The organism is Roseomonas mucosa ATCC BAA-692 (assembly GCF_000622225.1).
In the GTDB taxonomy this organism is placed as follows: Bacteria; Pseudomonadota; Alphaproteobacteria; order Acetobacterales; family Acetobacteraceae; genus Roseomonas; species Roseomonas mucosa.
Genome location: NZ_JHWD01000002.1, coordinates 166,983 through 185,329 on the forward strand (window position 1 = coordinate 166,983; position 18,347 = coordinate 185,329).

The window sequence follows — 18,347 nt, forward strand, 5'->3', positions numbered from 1 at the left end:
CAGGAGAGGAACACGGTTTGACGGATGCTGGGCCGAGGCCTCCCGCCTTCGAGCATGCGGGACTGGAGACGGGCCTCCTTCGCCTGCGCTGCGTGACGCCGGGCCGGCTGGAGGCGCCCCTGATCGCCTGGCTGGGCGGCATGGAGGCCGGCCGCGCCGGACTGCCGGAAGGCTCCGTAGAGTTCCAGCCCGGTGACCCGCTCACGCTCCGCATCGGCCGCCTGCCCTGCGCCGCGCCCGGCGAGATGCTGCGCTTCGCTTGCCCCGGCGGCGGCGGGGACCTGGTGCCGCCCCTCGCCCTGGCGGACGGGCGCGTGGCCTGGGCGCTGCTCGGCCCAGGCGAGCCGACGGTGGAGGCTCTGGAGGCCCGCCAGGGCGTGCTGCACGGCCGGCTGGTGAACGCGGTGAACGGGCTCTTCGCCCCGCCCCTCTCCGCGCGGGTGAACGGCGCCCTGCCGCGCGCCATCGTGGCGGAACCGCCCCGCCCCCGGCCCGACGGCGCCTCGGTGATCCGCTTCGCCCTGTCGCTGCGGCCAGAGGAGATCGGCGAGGCGGGGCTGAGCGTGGAGATCCGCGCGGAAGGGGTGGAGGCACCCCTCGCCCGCTGGGCCCTCGCGCCGGTCGTGTTGCAGGAGGCCGAGACCCTGGCCGGGCTCGCGGCAAGGCTGCGCCGCCTGGAACAGGCCAGCACTCTGCGGGATGCACGGCTGCGCCTGGACCTCGACCACGGCTTCGCCACGCGCGACGCCCGCTTCGAGGCTTTCGTGGAGCATGTGGTCGGACTGATCGCCGGCGGCGGCCCGGAAGGCGGCCGGATCGCCGCGCCCGATGACAGGATCGAAGGCCTGCTCACCCCCCTGCGTGCCCTGCTCGACGAGGCCATGCCGCCCCCGGCCGTGCTGCCGGCGGAACGGCGCCTCGGCCCCGGCGACGGCGCCTTCACCCTGGGCTGGCACCCGCCGGAGGAAGCCTTCCGCTGGATGGGACCGAGCGGCATGGTCGAGAATCCGGACCCCTGGCGCCCGGTGCGCGCGGTGCGGCTGCGGGTCGCGCAGGTCTATGGCAGCGACCGGCCGCGCCTGCTGGCCAGCCTCGATGCCCGCCACGCACCGCTGCGCCTGCAACCGGTGGAGGGTGGGACGGAGGTGCTGATCGTGCCCGAGGAGGCGCTGGCCTTCGACGTGCTGCGCCTCGACAGCCTCACCCATGGCAGCCCGGCGCGCGAGGGCCGGGGCGACGACACGCGGGAACTCTCGCTCGCCGTGGCGGAGGTGGTCTTCGTCTATGCCGGGGATGGCGGCGGGCCGTGACCCGCCGCCCCGGGGCTGATGGAGCCTGACGGCTCAGCCCGCGAAGGGATCGCTCATCAGGATGATGTCGTCGCGCTCCGGGCTGGTGGAGAGCATCGTCACCGGCGCCTCGACCAGTTCCTCGATGCGGCGGACATATTTCACCGCCGTCGCCGGCAGCTCGGCCCAGGAGCGCGCGCCCTTGGTGCTCTCGCTCCAGCCTTCCATGGTCTCGTAGACCGGCTCGACCTTGGCCTGGGCGGCGGCGGAGGCCGGCAGGCGCTTCACCACCTCCCCATCCAGCCGGTAGCCGGTGCAGACCTTGATCTCCTTGAGCCCGTCCAGCACGTCCAGCTTGGTCAGCACCAAACCCTGCACGCCGCCGACCTTCACCGCCTGCCGAACCAGCGTGGCGTCGAACCAGCCGCAGCGGCGCGGACGCCCGGTGACGGTGCCGAACTCGCGGCCCCGCTCGCCCAGGCGCTTGCCGATCTCGTCATGCAGCTCCGTCGGAAACGGCCCGGAGCCGACGCGGGTGGTGTAGGCCTTGGCGATGCCCAGGACCATGCCGACCGCGTGCGGCCCGACGCCCGCCCCCGCCGCGGCATTGCCCGCCACGGTGTTGGAGGAGGTGACGAAGGGATAGGTGCCGTGGTCCACGTCCAGCATCACCGCCTGCGCGCCCTCGAACAGCACGCGCTTGTTCTCGGTGCGGGCGGCGTCCAGGCGCTCCCAGGCCGGCTCGGCGAAGGGCAGCAGCTTCGGCGCCAGCGCCAGCAGGTCCTTGAGCAGGTCCTCCTTGCGGAACTCCTCGGCGCCCAGGCCGCGCAGCAGCGTGTTGTGGTGCAGCAGCAGTTCGTCCAGCTTGGCCGAGAGGATCGCCTCGTCCGCCAGGTCGCAGAGGCGGATGGCGCGGCGCGCCACCTTGTCCTCATAGGCCGGGCCGATGCCGCGGCCCGTGGTGCCGATCTTGTTCTCGCCCCGTGCCGCCTCGCGCGCCTTGTCCAGCGCCGGGTGCAGCGGCAGGATCAGCGGCACGTTCTCGGCGATGCGCAGGTTGTGCGGGCCGACCTCCAGCCCCTGCTTGCCGACCTTCTCGATCTCGCTCAGCAGCGCCACCGGGTCCAGCACCACGCCATTGCCGATGATGCCCAGCTTGCCGCGCACCACGCCGGAGGGCAGCAGGCTCAGCTTGTAGGTCTGGTTGCCCACCACCAGCGTGTGGCCCGCATTGTGGCCACCCTGGAAGCGGACGACGATATCGGCGCGGCTGGCCAGCCAGTCCACGACCTTGCCCTTGCCCTCGTCGCCCCACTGGGCGCCGATCACGGCGACATTGGCCATGTTCAGTCCTTTCCGGAAACCGGCGCGGCGGCGCCGTCGAATGGCACGGCCTCCCGGCCATGCAGGATATGGGAACAACGCAGGCGACGCGGATCGTCGTCCCGCGACAGCGCCTGCACGGTGACGAAGCCCCGCGCCCGCAGCGCGGCCCCGGCGGCGGGATCGGCGCCCGCCGGCAGGAAGACCCGCGCCGGCCCGGCCCACCGCGGCGCGGCGCGCAGCACGGCATCGGGATAGAGCGTCAGACCGGTGGCGGGCTCCTCGCCCGACATGTACCGCCCGCCCCGCGCCATCTCCCCGGTGCGGCCCGGGCCGAAGATCGTATAGGCCACGCCGGTGTGGTAGCGCAGGCCGCGGAACTCCACCGGGTCCAGCGTGATGCGCAGGTCGGGTGCGCGGGCGCGGATGGCGGCGATCACCGCCTGGGCATTGTCGGCGATGGCCCGCGCCCGTGGCGGCAGGGCGACGGCTTCCAGCGCCGCCAGCGCGGCATCGGCGGGGCCGGCGGCGGCCAGCAGCCCGGGCAGGAACACCGCCGGCGGCCCGGCCTGTTCGGCCAGCGCGGCGACGGCGGCGGCATCCTTGCGGTCCAGCGCCCGCGCCAGGGCGTTCCGTGCCTCGCCTGCCAGCCCGGCGGCATCCAGCAGCGCCGGGGACATGGCGGGCAGGGTGATGTCGAGGGCGACATTCTCCACCCCCACCCGCGCCAGCGCCTCGACACCCACCAACGCCACCTCGGCATCGGCGGCGGCGCAGTCGATGCCGATCAGCTCGATCCCCGCTTGCGGCAACTGCCGCTCCGGCGCGATCTGCGAGCCGCGGACCCGCAGCACCTGACCGGAATAGGAAAGCCGCAGCGGCCGTTCCACCCCGCGCAGCCGGGTTGCGGCCAGCCGCGCCACCTGCGGCGTCATGTCGGCGCGCAGCCCCATCATGCGCTGGCTCACCGGGTCCATCAGGCGGAAGGTCTGCTCCGCCACGGCGGCGCCGGACCCGGCCAGCAGCCCTTCCTCGAACTCCAGCAGCGGCGGCTTCACCCGCTCATAGCCATGGGCCGCGAAGACGGCGAGCATCGCCTCCACCAGCGCGGCCTCGCGCGCGGCGTCGGGGGGGAGCAGGTCGGACAGGCCCGCCGGCAACAGGGCGGGGTTGGGACTGTCGGAGGGCATCTCGTCTCGTGGTCTCGAACGGCATGAAAAGCGCGCGCGGCTGTGTGGCAGCCTGCACGGGGAACGGCAAGGCCGGAGAACCGTTCACATCCCGTATCCACGAGGGTCTGCCATGAAAAGGCCTGCCGCTCTTCTCCTTCTCGCTCCCCTCCTGCTCGCTGCCTGCACCACGCGGCAGCCCGGCCCGGACGTGTCCGGCTGGGGCGATCCCTTCACCCTCGGCGCCCAGGATGCGCTGGAGGACTTCGGCCATACCGCCGGGATGGAGGGACGTCTGGACAAGTCGCTCTTCGCCGCGCTGCGGGTGGAGCAGCTGGCCGAGGCGGCGCAGACCGACCCGCTCTGGCAGACGGGGCGCATCTCGACCTTGCAGCCGCAGCTCCTGATGGCCCGCCGCCAGATGCGGCAGGCGGCGGGCATCGCCGAGGCGGCGCCCCCTCGCCCGGTCCAGGCCGGCCTCTACCGCGCCCTGCGCGTCGCCCAGGCCGGGGACATGGCGCAGGCTCAGGCGGCGCTGAGCGGCCCGGCCTTCCCGCTCGGCGGTGCCGCCACGCTGCAAAGGCTGCAGCACCTGCCCCGCCTGCCGCTGGTGGATCAGGCCGCCGCCCGCACCGCCCTCATCGCCGGCAGCCCGGGGCCCAGCAGCAATTCCGGCCTGCCCTTCTGACGGCAGGCCAGCCGGGCCTCAGCCCGCGAAACGCGCCCTGGTTTCCGCATAGGCCCAGTCGAGCCAGGGCAGCAGCGCCTCGATATCCGCGGTCTCCACCGTCGCGCCGCCCCAGATCCGCACCCCCGGCGGCGCGTCGCGATAGGGGGCGAGGTCGAACCCTGCCCTTTCCGCTTCGACCAGCCCGGTCAGCATCTTCGCCGCCTTGCCCTGCGCCTCGGCATCCAGCGCGATGAACCAGGGCGCCACGATGCGTAGGCAGATCGAGGTCGAGGAGCGCGTGGCCGGGTCCTCCGCCAGGAACTCCACCCAGTCGCGGCGTTCCACCCAGCGCGCGACGGCGGCGAGGTTCGCCTGCGACCGCCCCTTCAGCCCCGCGAGCCCGCCCATGGATTCTGCCCAGCGCAGCCCATCCAGCGCATCCTCGACGCAGAGCATAGAGGGCGTGTTGATCGTGTCCCCGGCGAAGATGCCCTCGATCGGCCTGCCGCCCTTGGCGAGGCGGAAGACCTTCGGCAGCGGCCGGTCGGGGGTGAAGGAGGACAGCCGCTCCACAGCGCGGGGCGAGAGCGCCAGCATCCCATGCCCGGCCTCGCCCCCCAGTACCTTCTGCCAGGACCAGGTCACCACATCGAGCCGGTCCCAGGGCAGGTCCATGGCGAAGGCCGCCGAGGTGGCATCGCAGATCGCCAGTCCTTCCCGGTCCGGCGCGATCCAGCCCCCGTCCGGCACCCGCACGCCCGAGGTCGTGCCGTTCCACACGAAGACCACGTCCCGCGCCCAGTCCACGGCGGCGAGGTCGGGCAGTTGCCCATAGGGCGCCTTCAGCACCCGCGCATCCGGCAGGCGGAGCTGCGTGACGATGTCGCTGGCCCATTCGCCGGAGAAGGACTCCCAGCTCAGCACATCGACGCCCCGCACCCCCAGAAGCGACCAGAGCGCCATCTCCACCGCCCCGGTGTCGGAGGCCGGCACGATGCCCAGGCGCCAGCCCTCCGGCATGCCCAGCATGGCGCGCGACCGCTCGATCACCTCGCCCAGCCGCGCCTTGGCATCCTTGGCCCGGTGGCTGCGCCCGACCAGGGCCGCGGCCAACACTTCCGGCGACCAGCCCGGCCGCTTGGCACAGGGGCCGGAGGAGAAGCAGGGATTGCTCGGGCGGAGATTCGGCTTTTCGGTCGCGACGGGCATCGGCGTGCGGTCTTCCCAGGTGACGAGCCCTCGGCTCGCTCGGAGCCCGGGCGGGGCGGCCCGGAGAGAAGCGAGGGTTAGAGAAGCGAGGGTTACGCCCTGCCTCACTTGGCGGGCAAGGCATGCTGCCCGCTGGTCAGCTCCCGCCGATCGGCCATAAGGGGTCCTGCAGGGCGTCAGGGGCACAATGGCCCCCACGCGCTCCGGTCCGCCGCAACCGGAACACCCCCCTCATCCAGTCCAGGGCGGTGGACCTGCCGCCCGGCATGCTGCTCATGTCCCAGCTCTTCCCGGGCGCTGTTCGGCCTGCTCGGCCTGCTCGCCCTGGCCGTCGCCGCGCCGCTGGCGGCGGTCACCATCACGGTGGTCAAGCGCAGCTATGTGCGGGACTGGTTGCGCCGCCTTCGGTGATCGGCGCGCGGCTTGCCCGGCCCCCGGCCGGCACCGCATAGACAGGCAGTTGCATGGAATCCACCCAGCCGCATGACCCGCTCGACCCTCTCGCTCACCGTCCTGCTCATCGCCTTCGCGCTGATGTGCTGGCTGGTGCCCAATGCCCTGCTGATCGGCTTCGCCGGGGCCATTCTCGCGGTTGGGCTGCGCGCCCTGGCCGCTCCGATCGTGGTGAAGACCGGCCTCGGCGGCGGCTGGGCCGTGCTGCTGGTGGCGGTGCTCGTCGCCCTGGTGCTCGGCCTGGGCGTCTGGGCCTCGGTCAAGCCGCTTTCCGCCCAGATCCAGCTCTTCGCCCAATCCGCCCCCCAGGCGCTGCGCTCGCTGCAGGACTACCTTTCCGACTTCCCCTGGGTCCAGCAGCAGATCAACCACTTCCAGCCGGAACGGGTGATCTCCGCGGTCGGCGACCAGGCGGCGGGCATGGCGGCCATGGGCATCAGCGGCACGCTGGGCGGCCTCGCCAACATCGTGCTGATCGTGCTGCTGGCGCTCTACCTCGCCTCGGAGCCATCGCTCTACCGCCGCGGCTTCGCCGCCCTGCTCTCGCCCGACCTGCGGCCGGACGGGATGCACGTACTCGACGCCACCGGGGGTGCGCTGCGCGGCTGGCTGCTGGGCGCCCTCTGCGCCATGGTCTTCAACGGCGTGCTGATCTGGCTGGGCCTCTGGGCGCTGGGCGTGCCGCTTTCCCCGCTGCTCGGCGCCATCGCCGGGCTGACCAGCTTCGTGCCCTACATCGGCGCCATCGCGGCGGCCCTGCCGGCGGCCCTGATGGCGCTGGGCAAGGACCCCTCCCTCGTGCCCTGGGCGCTCGGCGTCTATTTCGTGGTGCAGATGCTGGAGGGCAATGTCCTGACCCCCATCGTGCAGAAGCAGACGGCCGACCTGCCGCCCGCCCTGCTGCTGCTGTCGCAGACGGTCATGGGCACCGTGGCGGGGCTGCTCGGCGTGGTGCTGGCCGCCCCGATCCTGGCCGTGGCGATGACGGTGGTGCAGGCCTCCTACATCAGGCTCCGCCTGGAGGATGGGGAGGATGCGGAAACGGTGCAGGCCGAGGGCCGGGCTCAGCCCGGCAGCGCCAGCTCCATCCGGCCGTAGAGCACCGCCTTCCCGCCCATGAGGGCACGGGCCCCGCCTGTGTCCTCCGCCGGGATGCCATCCGCATCGGGCCCGCCGCGCAGCTCGCACCACAGGGTGCCGCCGCGCCGGCTGGCCTGCCGGCAGACCAGCTTCCGCCGCCCCAGCCGCGCCGCCCAGAAGGGCAGGAGCTGGGTATGCGCCACGCCCGTCACCGGGTCCTCCGGCACGCCCACGCTGGCCGCGAAGAAACGGGAGACCACGTCATGCACCCCGTCATCCCCGGGGGCGGTGACGATCACCCGCGCCGGTGCGGCATCGGCATCCCCGCCGGCCAGCGCGGCGATGCGCCCGTGATCCGGCCGCAGGCGCCGCACTTCCTCCGCCGTGTCGAGGACGCAGAGCCAGTCGCGCGAACGCCAGACCTCGCGCGGCGTGGCGCCCAGGGCCTCGGACAGCCCGGCAGGCGGCTCCGCCCGGACCGCGCCGCGGGCCGGGAAGTCCAGCATGTAGAGATCCCCTTCCTGCTCCACCCTCAGCATCCCCGACAGGGTGCGGAAGCGCAGCGGCCCGGCGATGCCGAACTCCGTGGCCAGCACATGCGCCGTGGCCAGCGTGGCATGGCCGCAGAGCTCCACCTCCGTCGCCGGGGTGAACCAGCGCAGGTGCCACTGACCCGCCCCGTCCGGCACCAGGAAGGCCGTCTCGCTCAGGTTGTGCTCTGCCGCCATGGCCTGCATCGCCGTGTCCGGCAGCCAGGTCTCCAGCGGCACCACCGCCGCCGGATTGCCCTCGAAGACCCGCTCGGCGAAGGCGTCCACGAAGAAGACATGCAGCGCCATCAGCCCGCTCCCCCCAGCCGGCGCCTCATCGGCCCAGGGCCTCGACCCGCGCCGGGTCCACCGTCACCCCGTGGTCCAGCGGCCCGTGCCCCTTGCCGAAGCCGGGCGCGTTGCGGATCGCCGCCTGCACATAGGCGCGGCCCCGCGCCACCGCCTCCCGCAACGCCAGCCCCTGCGCCAGCCCGGTCGCGATGGCGCTGGCCAGGGTGCAGCCGGTGCCATGGGTATGCACCGTGTCGATATGTGCGCTCTCGAAGACCTCCATCCCCGCCGGCGTGGCCAGCAGGTCGTAGAGCCGCTCGCCCGGCAGGTGCCCGCCCTTGAGCAGCACCGCCGGCACGCCCAGCGCCAGGATCGCCGCCGCCGCCGCCCGCATCCCCTCCAGGTCGCGAACCTTGGCACCGGCCAGCACCTCGGCCTCCGGGACGTTCGGCGTGACCACCGTGGCGAGCGGCAGCAGCCGCCGCTTCAGTGCCGCCACCGCTTCCTCCGCCAGCAGGCGCGAGCCGCCCTTGGCCACCATCACCGGGTCCAGCACCAGCGGGATGCCGCGCCCGTCACGCTCCAGTTCCGCCGCGACCGTTCCGATGGTGGCGCTGTCGCCCAGCATGCCGGTCTTCACCGCATCGGCGCCGATGTCGGCGAGGCTGAGCGCGATCTGCCGTGCGATGAAATCCTGCGGCACCGGATGCACCGCATGGACGCCCAGCGTGTCCTGCGCCGTCAGCGCGGTGATCGCCGTGGCGGCATAGCCGCCGAGCGCGGTGACCGCCTTGATGTCCGCCTGGATTCCGGCGCCGCCGCCGGAATCCGATCCGGCGACGATCAGGACCCGACCCTTCATTCCGCGGCCTCCTGCCGGCTGGATTTCGTACCGGGCTTGCGCTCCGGCGTGGCCGCCACGGCCCGGATGGTCTCGGCCAGCTCCGACGTCAGCCTCTCGACCATCGAGGCCTCCTCCGCCTCCACCATCACCCGGATCAGCGGCTCCGTGCCGCTCGGGCGGATCAGCAGCCGCCCGCGCGCGCCCAGATCCGCCTCGGCGGCCCGGATCGCCTCGATCACCAGCGGGTTCGTCAGCGGGTCGCCGCCGGAATGCCGCAGGTTCACCAGCTTCTGCGGCAGCGGCTCGAAGCGGCGGCAGACCGCGCTCGCCGGCCGCTTCTCCTCGACGATCGCCGCCAGCACCTGCAAGGCCGCCACCAGCCCGTCCCCCGTGGTGCCGTGATCCGCCAGGATCAGGTGCCCCGACTGCTCGCCGCCCAGGTTGCAGCCCAGCTCCCGCATCCGCTCCCCGACATAGCGGTCGCCCACCCGCGTCCGCTCCAGCCCGATGCCCTGCGCCTTCAGCCGGCGCTCCAGCCCCAGGTTGGACATCACCGTGGCCACCACCGCGCCGCCGCGCAGCCGCCCCTGCGAGGCCCAGGTTTCTGCCACCAGCGCCAGGATCTGGTCGCCATCGACGATGGCCCCCGTCTCGTCGCACATCACCAGCCGGTCGGCATCGCCGTCCAGCGCGATGCCCAGGTCGGCCCGCCGCTCGCGCACCAGCTCCGCCATCCGCCCCGGCGCGGTGGAGCCGCAGCCGGCATTGATGTTGAACCCGTCCGGATGGACCCCGAGTGACACGACCTCGGCCCCCAGTTCCCACAGCACGGTCGGCGCGACGCGATAGGCCGCGCCGTTGGCGCAATCCACCACGATCCGCATCCCCGCCAGGGTCAGCCCCTTGGGAAAGGCCGACTTCGCCGCCTCGATGTAGCGCCCCGCCGCATCCTCCAGCCGCGAGGTCCGCCCCAGCCGCCCCGGCGCCGCCAGCGCGGCGGAGAGGTCGCCCGCCATCAGCGCCCCGATCTCGTTCTCCTGCGCGTCCGACAGCTTCAGCCCGTCCGGCCCGAAGAGCTTGATGCCATTGTCCTCGAAGGGATTGTGGCTGGCCGAGATCATCACGCCGAGATCGGCCCGCAGGCTGCGCGTCAGCATGGCGATGGCCGGCGTCGGCAGCGGGCCGAGCAGCACCACGTCCATCCCGGCGCTGACAAAGCCCGCGGTCAGCGCCGGTTCCAGCAGATAGCCCGAGAGCCGCGTGTCCTTGCCGATCACCACCCGGTGCCGGTGACCGCCACGGTTGAAGTAGCGGCCCGCCGCCTGCCCCAGCCGCAGCGCCGTCGCCGCATCCATCGGCGCCTGGTTCGCCACGCCGCGGATGCCATCCGTCCCGAAGAGGCGGCGCTGGGAAGACGGGGCGGGTTTGCTCATGCACCATGCTCGCGAAGACGGCCCGGCCAACCGGGCGGAAAGGCCGAAAGCTCTAGAGCGGATTGGCCTGCCGGGGAACAACCCCGGAAGCGTCTGTCGGACACGGCTTCGGGCGCGGAGCGTGACAAGGTCTCGCCGCAACCCTTCCGCGGGGACCGGAGAACGCCCCGGCCGATGCATTGCGGCGCGTGAACAACACCGTCCCCCGCGTTTTTCGCAGTTGTGCGGCGCACAAGCCTGCAGCCAAACTCGCGGCGTTCCGCCATGCCACCGGGACACTTCCTGCCGGACATCCGCATGCCCCTTCCGCTCCTGGCCCTGGCCGTCGCGTCCTTCGGGATCGGCACGACCGAATTCGTCATCATGGGCCTGCTGCCCGACCTCGCCCGGGATCTCGGTGTGGACATCCCCTCCGCCGGGCTGCTGGTCAGCGGCTATGCGCTGAGCGTGACCTTCGGCTCCCCGCTCCTGGCGCTGGCCACCGGGCGGCTGCCGCGCAAGTCGGCGCTGATCGGGCTGATGCTGATCTTCATCCTGGGCAACGCGCTCTGCGCCATCGCTCCCGGCTACGGGACGCTGATGGCCGCCCGCGTCGTCACCGCCCTCTGCCACGGCGCCTTCTTCGGCACCGCCTCGGTGGTGGCGGCGGACCTGGTGCCGAAGCACCGCCGCGCCTCCGCCGTCGCCATGGTCTTCTCCGGCCTGACGCTCGCCAACGTGCTGGGCGTGCCGCTGGGTACCGCGCTGGGCCATGCGCTGGGCTGGCGCTCCACCTTCTGGGCCGTGGTGCTGATCGGCCTCGCCGCCGCCGCCGCCCTGGCGCTGTGGATGCCCACCGGCCTGCGCGGCCAGCCGGCCCGGCTACGGCAGGAACTGCGCGCCCTGGCCAGCCGGCAGGTGCTTCTGGCGATGGGGATGAGCTGCCTCGCCTCGGCCAGCCTGTTCAGCGTCTTCACCTATATCGCGCCGATGCTGCAGACCCGGACCGGCCTGGGCGAGCACATGGTCACCCTGGCCCTGCTGCTCTTCGGCCTCGGCCTCACCTTCGGGAACTTCCTCGGCGGCCGCCTCGCCGACTGGCGGCTGATGCCCTCCGTGGCCGGCATCCTCGTGGTGCTGGCCCTGGTGCTGGCGGTCTTCACCGCCACGCTGGCCTCGCCCGTGCCGGCCATCGCCACCATGATGGTCTGGGGTGTGCTGGTCTTCGCCCTGGTCTCGCCCCTGCAGATGCGGGTGGTGGACCAGGCGCGGGAAGCGCCGAACCTCGCCTCCACGGTCAACCAGGGCACCTTCAACCTGGGTAATGCCGCCGGTGCCTGGATCGGCGGGCAGGCCCTGCTGCACGGCATGGGCTATGGCCAGCTTCCCTGGCTGGGCGCCGGGCTGGCCGTCCTGGCCCTGCTTCTGGCCCTGGTGGCGATGCGGGCGCCGCGTCAGCCAATGGCGATGGCGGCCGGGGAATAGCGCCCCTCCAGGCAGGCCGGGGTGGAGGACCGGGCAGGTTCCCGGCGCCTCCTCGGCGCCAGCTCAGCGCCAGCTCAGCGGTCGCAGAACAGTACGCCGCCCTTGGCCTTGTCGGTCTTCGGTGCCTCCACGATCTGCACCGTCACGACCTCGGCCGGAACGCCGAAATTCTTCACCATGGCCTCGGTGAGATCCTTCACCAGCCCACGCTTCTGCTCGACCGTCCGCCCCTCGGCGGCGAAGACCATGATCTCAGGCATGTTCATTCTCCTTGCTGCGGCCCTGCGACGGCAGGGCGGCGGGTGATACGGTGTCGCGGCCGGCGACCGCCGCCAGAAGGTCCTCGACGGTCACGAGCGGCATGCCCTCCCGCTCCGCGAAGCGGACCAGTTCCGGCAGGCGCGCCATGCTGCCGTCGGGGTTGGTGACCTCGCACAGCACCCCGGCCCGGTGGAGCCCGGCCAGTTCCATCAGCGCGATGGTCGCCTCGGTATGACCTCGCCGCCCGGCAAGGCCCCGGGAATGCGCGCGCAGCGGAAAGACATGGCCGGGACGGGCTAGGTCCTCCGGCCGTGCGCCCGGCTTCATGGCGGCCTGGATCGTCGTCACCCGGTCCGCCGCCGAGACGCCGGAGGAGACCCCGTCCCGCGCCTCGATGCTGACGGTGAAGCCGGTGCCGAAGCGGCTGCTGTTGCGCCCCACCATGGGCGGCAGGTCAAGCGCATCGGCATGTTCCTCGGTGAGCACGAGGCAGACGATGCCCGAGCCCTCGCGGATCATCAGCGCCATCTGCGCCACGGTCAGGCCCTGGGCGGCGAAGATCATGTCGCCCTCGTTCTCGCGGTCCTCGTCATCGACGACGATGACGCCGCCGCCACGGCGAAGCTGGAAGATGGCGGCCTGGACCCGCTCCCCGGCCTTGCCGGACAGGGGCGGGAGGGATCGGGCGGGATGTGGTTCGGGCATCGGTACGCGGCCTTGCGTCGTACGGGGATGCGTTGATTGACGTTAACGCCTACGCAGAACGGCGACCGGCCGTCCTGTCTGCCCTCCGGACTCCCATATCCGCCCCGGTTGGGCAAGACACTCCGCCCCCATGTCCCGTGTGCCGCGGCCCTCTGGAAACAGGGTTCCGCCATGATCGCGACGCGAAACCCCGCCTCCCACTTCAGGCACCTTCCCCGGGCGGCGCCAGGATGGCTGCGCCGACGCGCAGGGCCTGCACCGTCTCCCCCACGTCATGGACCCGCAGCATGTCGGCGCCACGTTCCGCCGCGGCGAGGGCCACCGCGAGGCTGCCCGGCGCCCGCCGCTCCGCCACCGGCTCCCGCCCCAGACGGCCGATGAAGCCCTTGCGCGAGGCCGCCATCAGCACCCGGCAGCCCAGCCCGTGCAGCAGCGGCAGGCGGTCGATCAGCGCCAGGTTGTGCGCCAGGGTCTTGCCGAAGCCGATCCCCGGATCGACGCAGATGCGCGCGCGCGCGATCCCCGCCGCCTCGCAGGCCGCGATCCGTTCCGCAAGGAAGCGCTGTACCGCCAGCGCCACGTCCGGATAATCGGCGCGCGACTGCATGGTGGCGGGGTCGAGCCCCGGCATGTGCATCAGCACCACGGAACAGTCGGAATCAGCCACCGCCTCCAGCGCCCCCGCCTCGCGAAGCGCGGCAACGTCGTTCACCACGCGTGCCCCGGCGGCGATGGCGGCCCGCATCGTGGCCGCGTGGCGGGTGTCGATGGAGATCGTGGCATGGGGTGCCAGTTCCCGGATCACCGGCACCACGCGGGCGATCTCCGCCTCCGGATCGACCGGAGTGGCGCCGGGCCGCGTGCTCTCGCCGCCCAGGTCCAGGAGGTCCGCCCCTGCCTCCAGCATGGCATGGCCCGCCACAACGGCGGCGCGATGGTCGAGATAGCGCCCGCCATCGGAGAAACTGTCCGGCGTCACGTTGAGGATACCCATCACCAGCAGGCGTCCCTCCCGCCGCTCCAGCCCCGCGAAACCGGGCAGGGGCTGCGCCAGATCCGCCAGCAGCGGCCGCCACGCCTCCGGCAAAGCCGCGACCGGGACAAGGCCGACCTCCCGGCCCGCCTCGATCAGCCGGGCCAGGGTGAAGGCCCGCCCCTCCCCCCGCAGCGTGGCGGCATGGCCCGCCACCAGGGCCACCCGCGCGGTGTCCCCATGCAGCAGACCCAGGGGCTCCAGCCAGCGTTCCACCATCCCAGTCCTCCCCAGCGCCGAAACGGAAACGGGGGCCCGAAGGCCCCCGTCGCATTCCATGCCATCCACGCCCCCCCCCGAGAGGGACGCCGCGGATCAGGCCCCGGAAGGCGCCGGGTTCTGCCACGGGCCCGCCGGACGCGGCGGCGTGGAACGCCCCGAGCTCGGCACGCTGCCGCGGCCCTGGTTCACCGGCTCGTCCGGACGGTTGCGGATCACCGGCTCGCCGCGCAGCAGGGTGCGGATCTCGTCGCCCGAAAGCGTCTCGTATTCCAGCAGCCCCTTCGCCAGCGCGTGCAGGCTCTCGATGTTCTCCGTCAGGATCTTGGTCGCCCGGGCATAGGCCGCGTCGATGATCCCCCGGATCTCCGCATCGATCTCCCGCGCCGTGGCCTCGGAGATGTTCTTGGTCTGGGTCACGCTGTGGCCGAGGAAGACCTCCTGGTCGTTCGAGCCATAGGCGATCATGCCGAGCCTGTCGGACATGCCCCATTCCATGACCATCCGCCGCGCCTGATCGGTCGCCATCTTGATGTCGCCCGAGGCGCCGTTGGAAACCTTGTCCGGGCCGAAGATGATCTCCTCCGCCACGCGGCCACCCATGGCCATGGCCAATTCGGCCTTCAGCTTGCTCTTGTGCTTGGAATAGCGGTCGCCTTCCGGCAGCGACATCACCAGCCCCAGCGCGCGGCCGCGCGGGATGATTGTCGCCTTGTGGACGGGGTCGCACTCCTCCTCGCTCAGTGCCACCAGGGCATGGCCCGCCTCGTGATAGGCGGTCATGCGCTTCTCCGCCTCGCTCATCACGAGCGAGCGGCGCTCGGCGCCCATCAGCACCTTGTCCTTGGCCTGCTCGAACTCCAGCATGCCCACGGTGCGGCGCCCGATGCGGGCGGCCAGCAGCGCCGCCTCGTTCACGAGGTTGGCGAGGTCGGCGCCCGAGAAGCCCGGCGTGCCGCGCGCGATCACCTTGGGATCGACGTCGGAGGCCAGCGGCACCTTGCGCATGTGGACGCGCAGGATCTTCTCGCGCCCGTTCACGTCCGGGTTCGGCACCACCACCTGACGGTCGAAGCGGCCGGGGCGCAGCAGCGCCGGGTCCAGCACGTCCGGCCGGTTGGTGGCCGCGATCAGGATGACGCCCTCGTTGCTCTCGAAGCCGTCCATCTCCACGAGCATCTGGTTCAGCGTCTGCTCGCGCTCGTCATTGCCGCCGCCCAGCCCGGCGCCGCGATGGCGGCCCACCGCGTCGATCTCGTCGATGAAGATGATGCAGGGAGCGTTCTTCTTGCCCTGCTCGAACATGTCGCGCACGCGGCTGGCGCCGACGCCCACGAACATCTCCACGAAGTCGGAGCCGGAGATGGTGAAGAAGGGTACGTTCGCCTCGCCGGCGATCGAGCGCGCCAGCAGCGTCTTGCCGGTGCCCGGCGGGCCCACCAGCAGCACGCCCTTGGGGATCTTGCCGCCCAGGCGCTGGAACTTCTGCGGATCGCGCAGGAACTCGACGATCTCCTCCAGCTCCGCCTTGGCCTCGTCGATGCCGGCCACGTCGTCGAAGGTCACGCGCCCCTGCTTTTCCGTCAGCAGCTTCGCCCGGCTCTTGCCGAAGCCCATGGCGCGGCCGCCGCCGCCCTGCATCTGGCGCATGAAGAAGACCCAGACGCCGATCAGCAGCAGCATCGGGAACCAGCTCAGCAGGTAGTGGAAGAGCGGGTTGACGTCGCTCTCCTCCGGCCGCGCCTCTACCCGCACGCCCTTCTCGGTCAGCTTGCCGACCAGGGCGGGATCGTCCGGCACATAGGTGCTGTAGGTGCGCCCGTCCGTCAGCTGGCCGGAGACGACCCGCCCCTGGATGCGCGCGTCACGGACCCGGCCGGCCTGAACCTCGTTCAGGAAGTCCGAATAGGCAACCTGTTGCCCCCGCGCCTGGTTGGTGCTGGAGGGTTGGAACAGGTTGAAGAGCGCCACGAGCAGCAGCGCCACGATGACCCAGAGCGCGAGGTTCCGGCCGAAATTATTCACTGAAGCTGTTTCCGTCCTGACCGACAGGTTGTCCCCGGCACGCCACGCCGAATTTCCCTGGAAGCCCGAGGGGGCAGGCCAGGGGAAATGCGGGGTCACGCACCGGTTTTCTCCCGTCCTGCACAACATAGGGAGGGCCGGCGCTTTCTGGAACCTCAACCTCACAAAATCGCAAGATTCTCGCGGGCTTCTCATATCGGCCCACCAGCCCGCACGCGACACCGGGGGCCGGGGGGGGGGCAGGCGGCATCAGGCCGGCGGGCCACCGGCGGGCTGGAAGGAGACCCCGCCGGGCAGGAATTCCACCCGCCCATCCCCATGGCGCAGCGCCGGACAGCCCCGCAGCACCACGGCCGGCAGGTCCCGCCGCGCGGCCGGCTCCAGCCGGGCCAGATCGGCCCCCGGCGCTCCGAGGGTGGCACCCGGCACGTCCCGGTCCAGATGCCAGCGCCCGTCCCAGGATGCGCCGCGCCGGGCCTCGACGGGCGGCGCGCAGGCGGCGGGCTCCCGACACAGGACACGACCCCGCCAGAGCGCCCCTCCCAGCGTTCCGCCCCCCTGCGCCAGCAGCCGCTCCACCCCCTCGCGCGGCGGCGGATGAGGCTGGCCGGACACGGCCCGCACCAGATGCGACAGGGCAAGCCGCGCCACGGCATCCTGCCCCAGCGACACGGCATCCAGCCGCACCCAACCCTCGGGCCGGAACACGGCAGCCAAGGCCAGCCGTTCCGCCACCGCCGCCTCGCCCCGCGCGCGGCGGCGCGCGAAGGCATCCGCCGCCAGGGCCAGCGCCTGCGTCCCCGGCGTATCCCCGGACGGATCGGCGAGCGCCGCGCGCAGCCGCACCCGGGCGAAGCGGGGATCGTCATTGGAGGGGTCGCGCACCGGCTGCAGTCCGGCCGCGGCCACGGTCGCCTCCAACCGCGCCACCGGCATGTCCAGCAGGGGCCGCAGCACCATCACGTTTGGCAGGGCCCGCGCGGGCGCCATGGCAGCTAGCCCGGTCTCGCCCGAGCCACGTAGCAGCCGGAACAGCAGCGTCTCCGCCTGGTCCCGGCGGTGATGACCCAGCAGCAGCCAGGGCGCGCCCGCTTCCGCCGCGGCCGCCTCCAGCGCCGCCAGCCGCGCCCGCCGCGCCCTTTCGTGCAGGGCCGGGCCGGAAGGCAGGCCAAGGGAAAGAATGCTGACCTCGTGCCCCCGCGCCTGCAACCGGCCCGCCCCAGCTTCGGCCTCTGCGGCGCTGTCCGGGCGCAGGCCGTGATCGGCCACCAGGGCCAGCGCGGACCCGCCACGTGCCATGGCCCAGCGATGCGCGAGAAGGAAGGTGGCGAGGCTGTCGGGCCCGCCCGACACGCCGACCGCGAGGCGCGGGGACGGAGCGAAGGGCCCCAGCGGTGCCATCAGGGCCGCGAACTCCTCCTCTCCCACCGGTTCGCCGGCTGGCATGGGAGCGGCGCCCCGGGCGATGCCCGTCAGGGGATCAGCGGCAGCCGGCGCGCTGCCGCGCCTGCGCCGCCTGGCTGGCGATGCTGCCGGGCGGCTTGGGGAATTCGCTGTTCAGCTGGTCCAGCGTCTGGCAGGCCTCGCGCTTCGCCCCGAAACCGTTGAAGGCATTAGCGAGACCGAGCAGCGCCTCCGGGGCGCGGCCGGACTTGCGGTTGCGGCGATAGGCGTCGTCATAGGCCAGTGCCGCGTTCTGGTAGTCCCGCCGCCCGAGCAGCGCATCGCCCAGGAGGATCTGCGCATCCTGCTGCCGGGGCGCGCTGCGGGCACCGACGACCTCCCGCGCTGCGGCCTCGGCGGCGGTATAGTCGCGACGGGCCAGGGCGGCCTGCCCATCGGACAGGGCGCGTTCCGGCGTGCGCGGGGCGGCAGCGGCCGGGGCACTGGCCGGAGGGGCGGCCGCAGGGCCCGGCGCAGGCGTCGCGGGGGCCTGGGAACGGCGCGCCGCCCCGCCACCCTGCTCCACCTGCTGCAGGCGATAGTCCGTGTCGCCCTGCAGCTTCTCCATCTGCTGTTGCAGGTTCCGGTTCTGGAATTCGAGCTGGTCCACGCGGCCGCGCAGGCGCTTGGTCTCATCCTCCAGCGCACTCACCCGGTCGAGCAGCTGCCCGACCAGTTCGCTCCCGCCCCCGGCGGCACCGCCACGGGAAGGAGGCGGCAGGGCGGGCGCCGCGTAGCCCCCGCCCCCGCGCGCCCGCAACTGCTCCATCTCCTGGCGAAGCTGCAGGATCTGGTTCTGCAGCGTGATGCCTTCCCGGCTCTCCACCTGCGCCCGGGCGGAGGGCCCGGATGCCAGGGAAGCCAGGAAAACGGAGGCGAGCAGCGCGTGGCGCATCATGGACCCTG

16 protein-coding genes are annotated in these 18,347 nt (G+C 72.6%); 4 read left to right on the plus strand and 12 right to left on the minus strand.

Annotated features, from left to right (window positions below; translation table 11 throughout):
• Nucleotides 1-17: 17 nt before the first annotated feature.
• A complete protein-coding gene (locus BT98_RS0103340; RefSeq protein WP_019459991.1) occupies nucleotides 18-1,310 on the plus strand; it encodes a serine/threonine-protein kinase in 1,293 nt (430 codons plus the stop codon).
• Nucleotides 1,311-1,343: 33 nt separating this feature from the next.
• On the opposite strand, the gene BT98_RS0103345 is transcribed toward BT98_RS0103340, so the two are convergent.
• Nucleotides 1,344-2,633, minus strand: a complete 1,290-nt coding sequence (locus BT98_RS0103345; protein WP_019459990.1) for an adenylosuccinate synthase — start codon at nucleotides 2,631-2,633, stop codon at nucleotides 1,344-1,346.
• A gap of 2 nt (nucleotides 2,634-2,635) precedes the next feature.
• Entirely contained in the window at nucleotides 2,636-3,802 is a 1,167-nt protein-coding gene (locus BT98_RS0103350) for an ATP phosphoribosyltransferase regulatory subunit (RefSeq protein ID WP_019459989.1), read from the minus strand.
• Between the two features lie 112 nt (nucleotides 3,803-3,914).
• Here BT98_RS0103350 and BT98_RS0103355 point away from each other — a divergent pair, with 112 nt between their 5' ends.
• Nucleotides 3,915-4,469, plus strand: coding sequence for a hypothetical protein (locus tag BT98_RS0103355; protein WP_027297148.1), 555 nt, complete (start codon nucleotides 3,915-3,917; stop codon nucleotides 4,467-4,469).
• Nucleotides 4,470-4,487: 18 nt separating this feature from the next.
• Here BT98_RS0103355 and BT98_RS0103360 read toward each other — a convergent pair whose 3' ends face one another.
• A complete protein-coding gene (locus BT98_RS0103360) occupies nucleotides 4,488-5,660 on the minus strand; it encodes a phosphoserine transaminase (protein WP_019459987.1) in 1,173 nt (390 codons plus the stop codon).
• 483 nt (nucleotides 5,661-6,143) lie between these two features.
• On the opposite strand from BT98_RS0103360, the gene BT98_RS23100 reads away from it, so the two are divergent.
• Nucleotides 6,144-7,211 (plus strand): AI-2E family transporter, encoded by a 1,068-nt coding sequence (locus BT98_RS23100; RefSeq protein ID WP_019459985.1) that lies wholly within the window; start codon nucleotides 6,144-6,146, stop codon nucleotides 7,209-7,211.
• Here the strand turns inward: BT98_RS23100 and BT98_RS0103370 are convergent.
• From BT98_RS0103370 to glmM, 3 genes are read right to left on the minus strand one after another with little or no spacing between them, the layout of a single operon-like run.
• Complete coding sequence (locus tag BT98_RS0103370; protein ID WP_019459984.1) at nucleotides 7,178-8,032, minus strand: PhzF family phenazine biosynthesis protein; 855 nt, start codon at nucleotides 8,030-8,032, stop codon at nucleotides 7,178-7,180. The genes BT98_RS23100 and BT98_RS0103370 overlap by 34 nt on opposite strands.
• Nucleotides 8,033-8,057: 25 nt before the next feature.
• Entirely contained in the window at nucleotides 8,058-8,876 is an 819-nt protein-coding gene (gene thiD, locus BT98_RS0103375; RefSeq protein ID WP_019459983.1) for a bifunctional hydroxymethylpyrimidine kinase/phosphomethylpyrimidine kinase, read from the minus strand.
• Complete coding sequence (gene glmM, locus BT98_RS23105) at nucleotides 8,873-10,291, minus strand: phosphoglucosamine mutase (RefSeq protein ID WP_051004740.1); 1,419 nt, start codon at nucleotides 10,289-10,291, stop codon at nucleotides 8,873-8,875. Before glmM ends, thiD begins: the two co-directional genes overlap by 4 nt.
• 297 nt (nucleotides 10,292-10,588) lie before the next feature.
• On the opposite strand from glmM, the gene BT98_RS0103385 reads away from it, so the two are divergent.
• On the plus strand, nucleotides 10,589-11,755 hold the full coding sequence (locus BT98_RS0103385) for an MFS transporter (RefSeq protein ID WP_037249761.1): 1,167 nt from the start codon (nucleotides 10,589-10,591) through the stop codon (nucleotides 11,753-11,755).
• 74 nt (nucleotides 11,756-11,829) lie between these two features.
• Here the strand turns inward: BT98_RS0103385 and BT98_RS0103390 are convergent, their stop codons facing one another.
• From BT98_RS0103390 to BT98_RS0103415, 6 genes are all read right to left on the minus strand, one after another.
• On the minus strand, nucleotides 11,830-12,015 hold the full coding sequence (locus tag BT98_RS0103390) for a tautomerase family protein (RefSeq protein ID WP_019459980.1): 186 nt from the start codon (nucleotides 12,013-12,015) through the stop codon (nucleotides 11,830-11,832).
• On the minus strand, nucleotides 12,008-12,721 hold the full coding sequence (ribB, locus tag BT98_RS0103395; protein WP_019459979.1) for a 3,4-dihydroxy-2-butanone-4-phosphate synthase: 714 nt from the start codon (nucleotides 12,719-12,721) through the stop codon (nucleotides 12,008-12,010). Before ribB ends, BT98_RS0103390 begins: the two co-directional genes overlap by 8 nt.
• A 202-nt stretch (nucleotides 12,722-12,923) precedes the next feature.
• The gene (gene folP, locus BT98_RS0103400) at nucleotides 12,924-13,973 is read right to left on the minus strand and encodes a dihydropteroate synthase (RefSeq protein ID WP_019459978.1); all 1,050 of its coding nucleotides are present in this window, start codon (nucleotides 13,971-13,973) and stop codon (nucleotides 12,924-12,926) included.
• A 96-nt stretch (nucleotides 13,974-14,069) separates the two neighbouring features.
• Nucleotides 14,070-15,998 (minus strand): ATP-dependent zinc metalloprotease FtsH, encoded by a 1,929-nt coding sequence (ftsH, locus tag BT98_RS0103405; protein WP_019459977.1) that lies wholly within the window; start codon nucleotides 15,996-15,998, stop codon nucleotides 14,070-14,072.
• A gap of 249 nt (nucleotides 15,999-16,247) precedes the next feature.
• Nucleotides 16,248-17,444: a tRNA lysidine(34) synthetase TilS gene (tilS, locus tag BT98_RS23110; protein WP_019459976.1), complete on the minus strand. Its 1,197-nt coding sequence runs from the start codon at nucleotides 17,442-17,444 to the stop codon at nucleotides 16,248-16,250.
• 34 nt (nucleotides 17,445-17,478) lie between these two features.
• Nucleotides 17,479-18,339, minus strand: a complete 861-nt coding sequence (locus BT98_RS0103415) for a tetratricopeptide repeat protein (protein ID WP_019459975.1) — start codon at nucleotides 18,337-18,339, stop codon at nucleotides 17,479-17,481.
• Nucleotides 18,340-18,347: the final 8 nt, after the last annotated feature.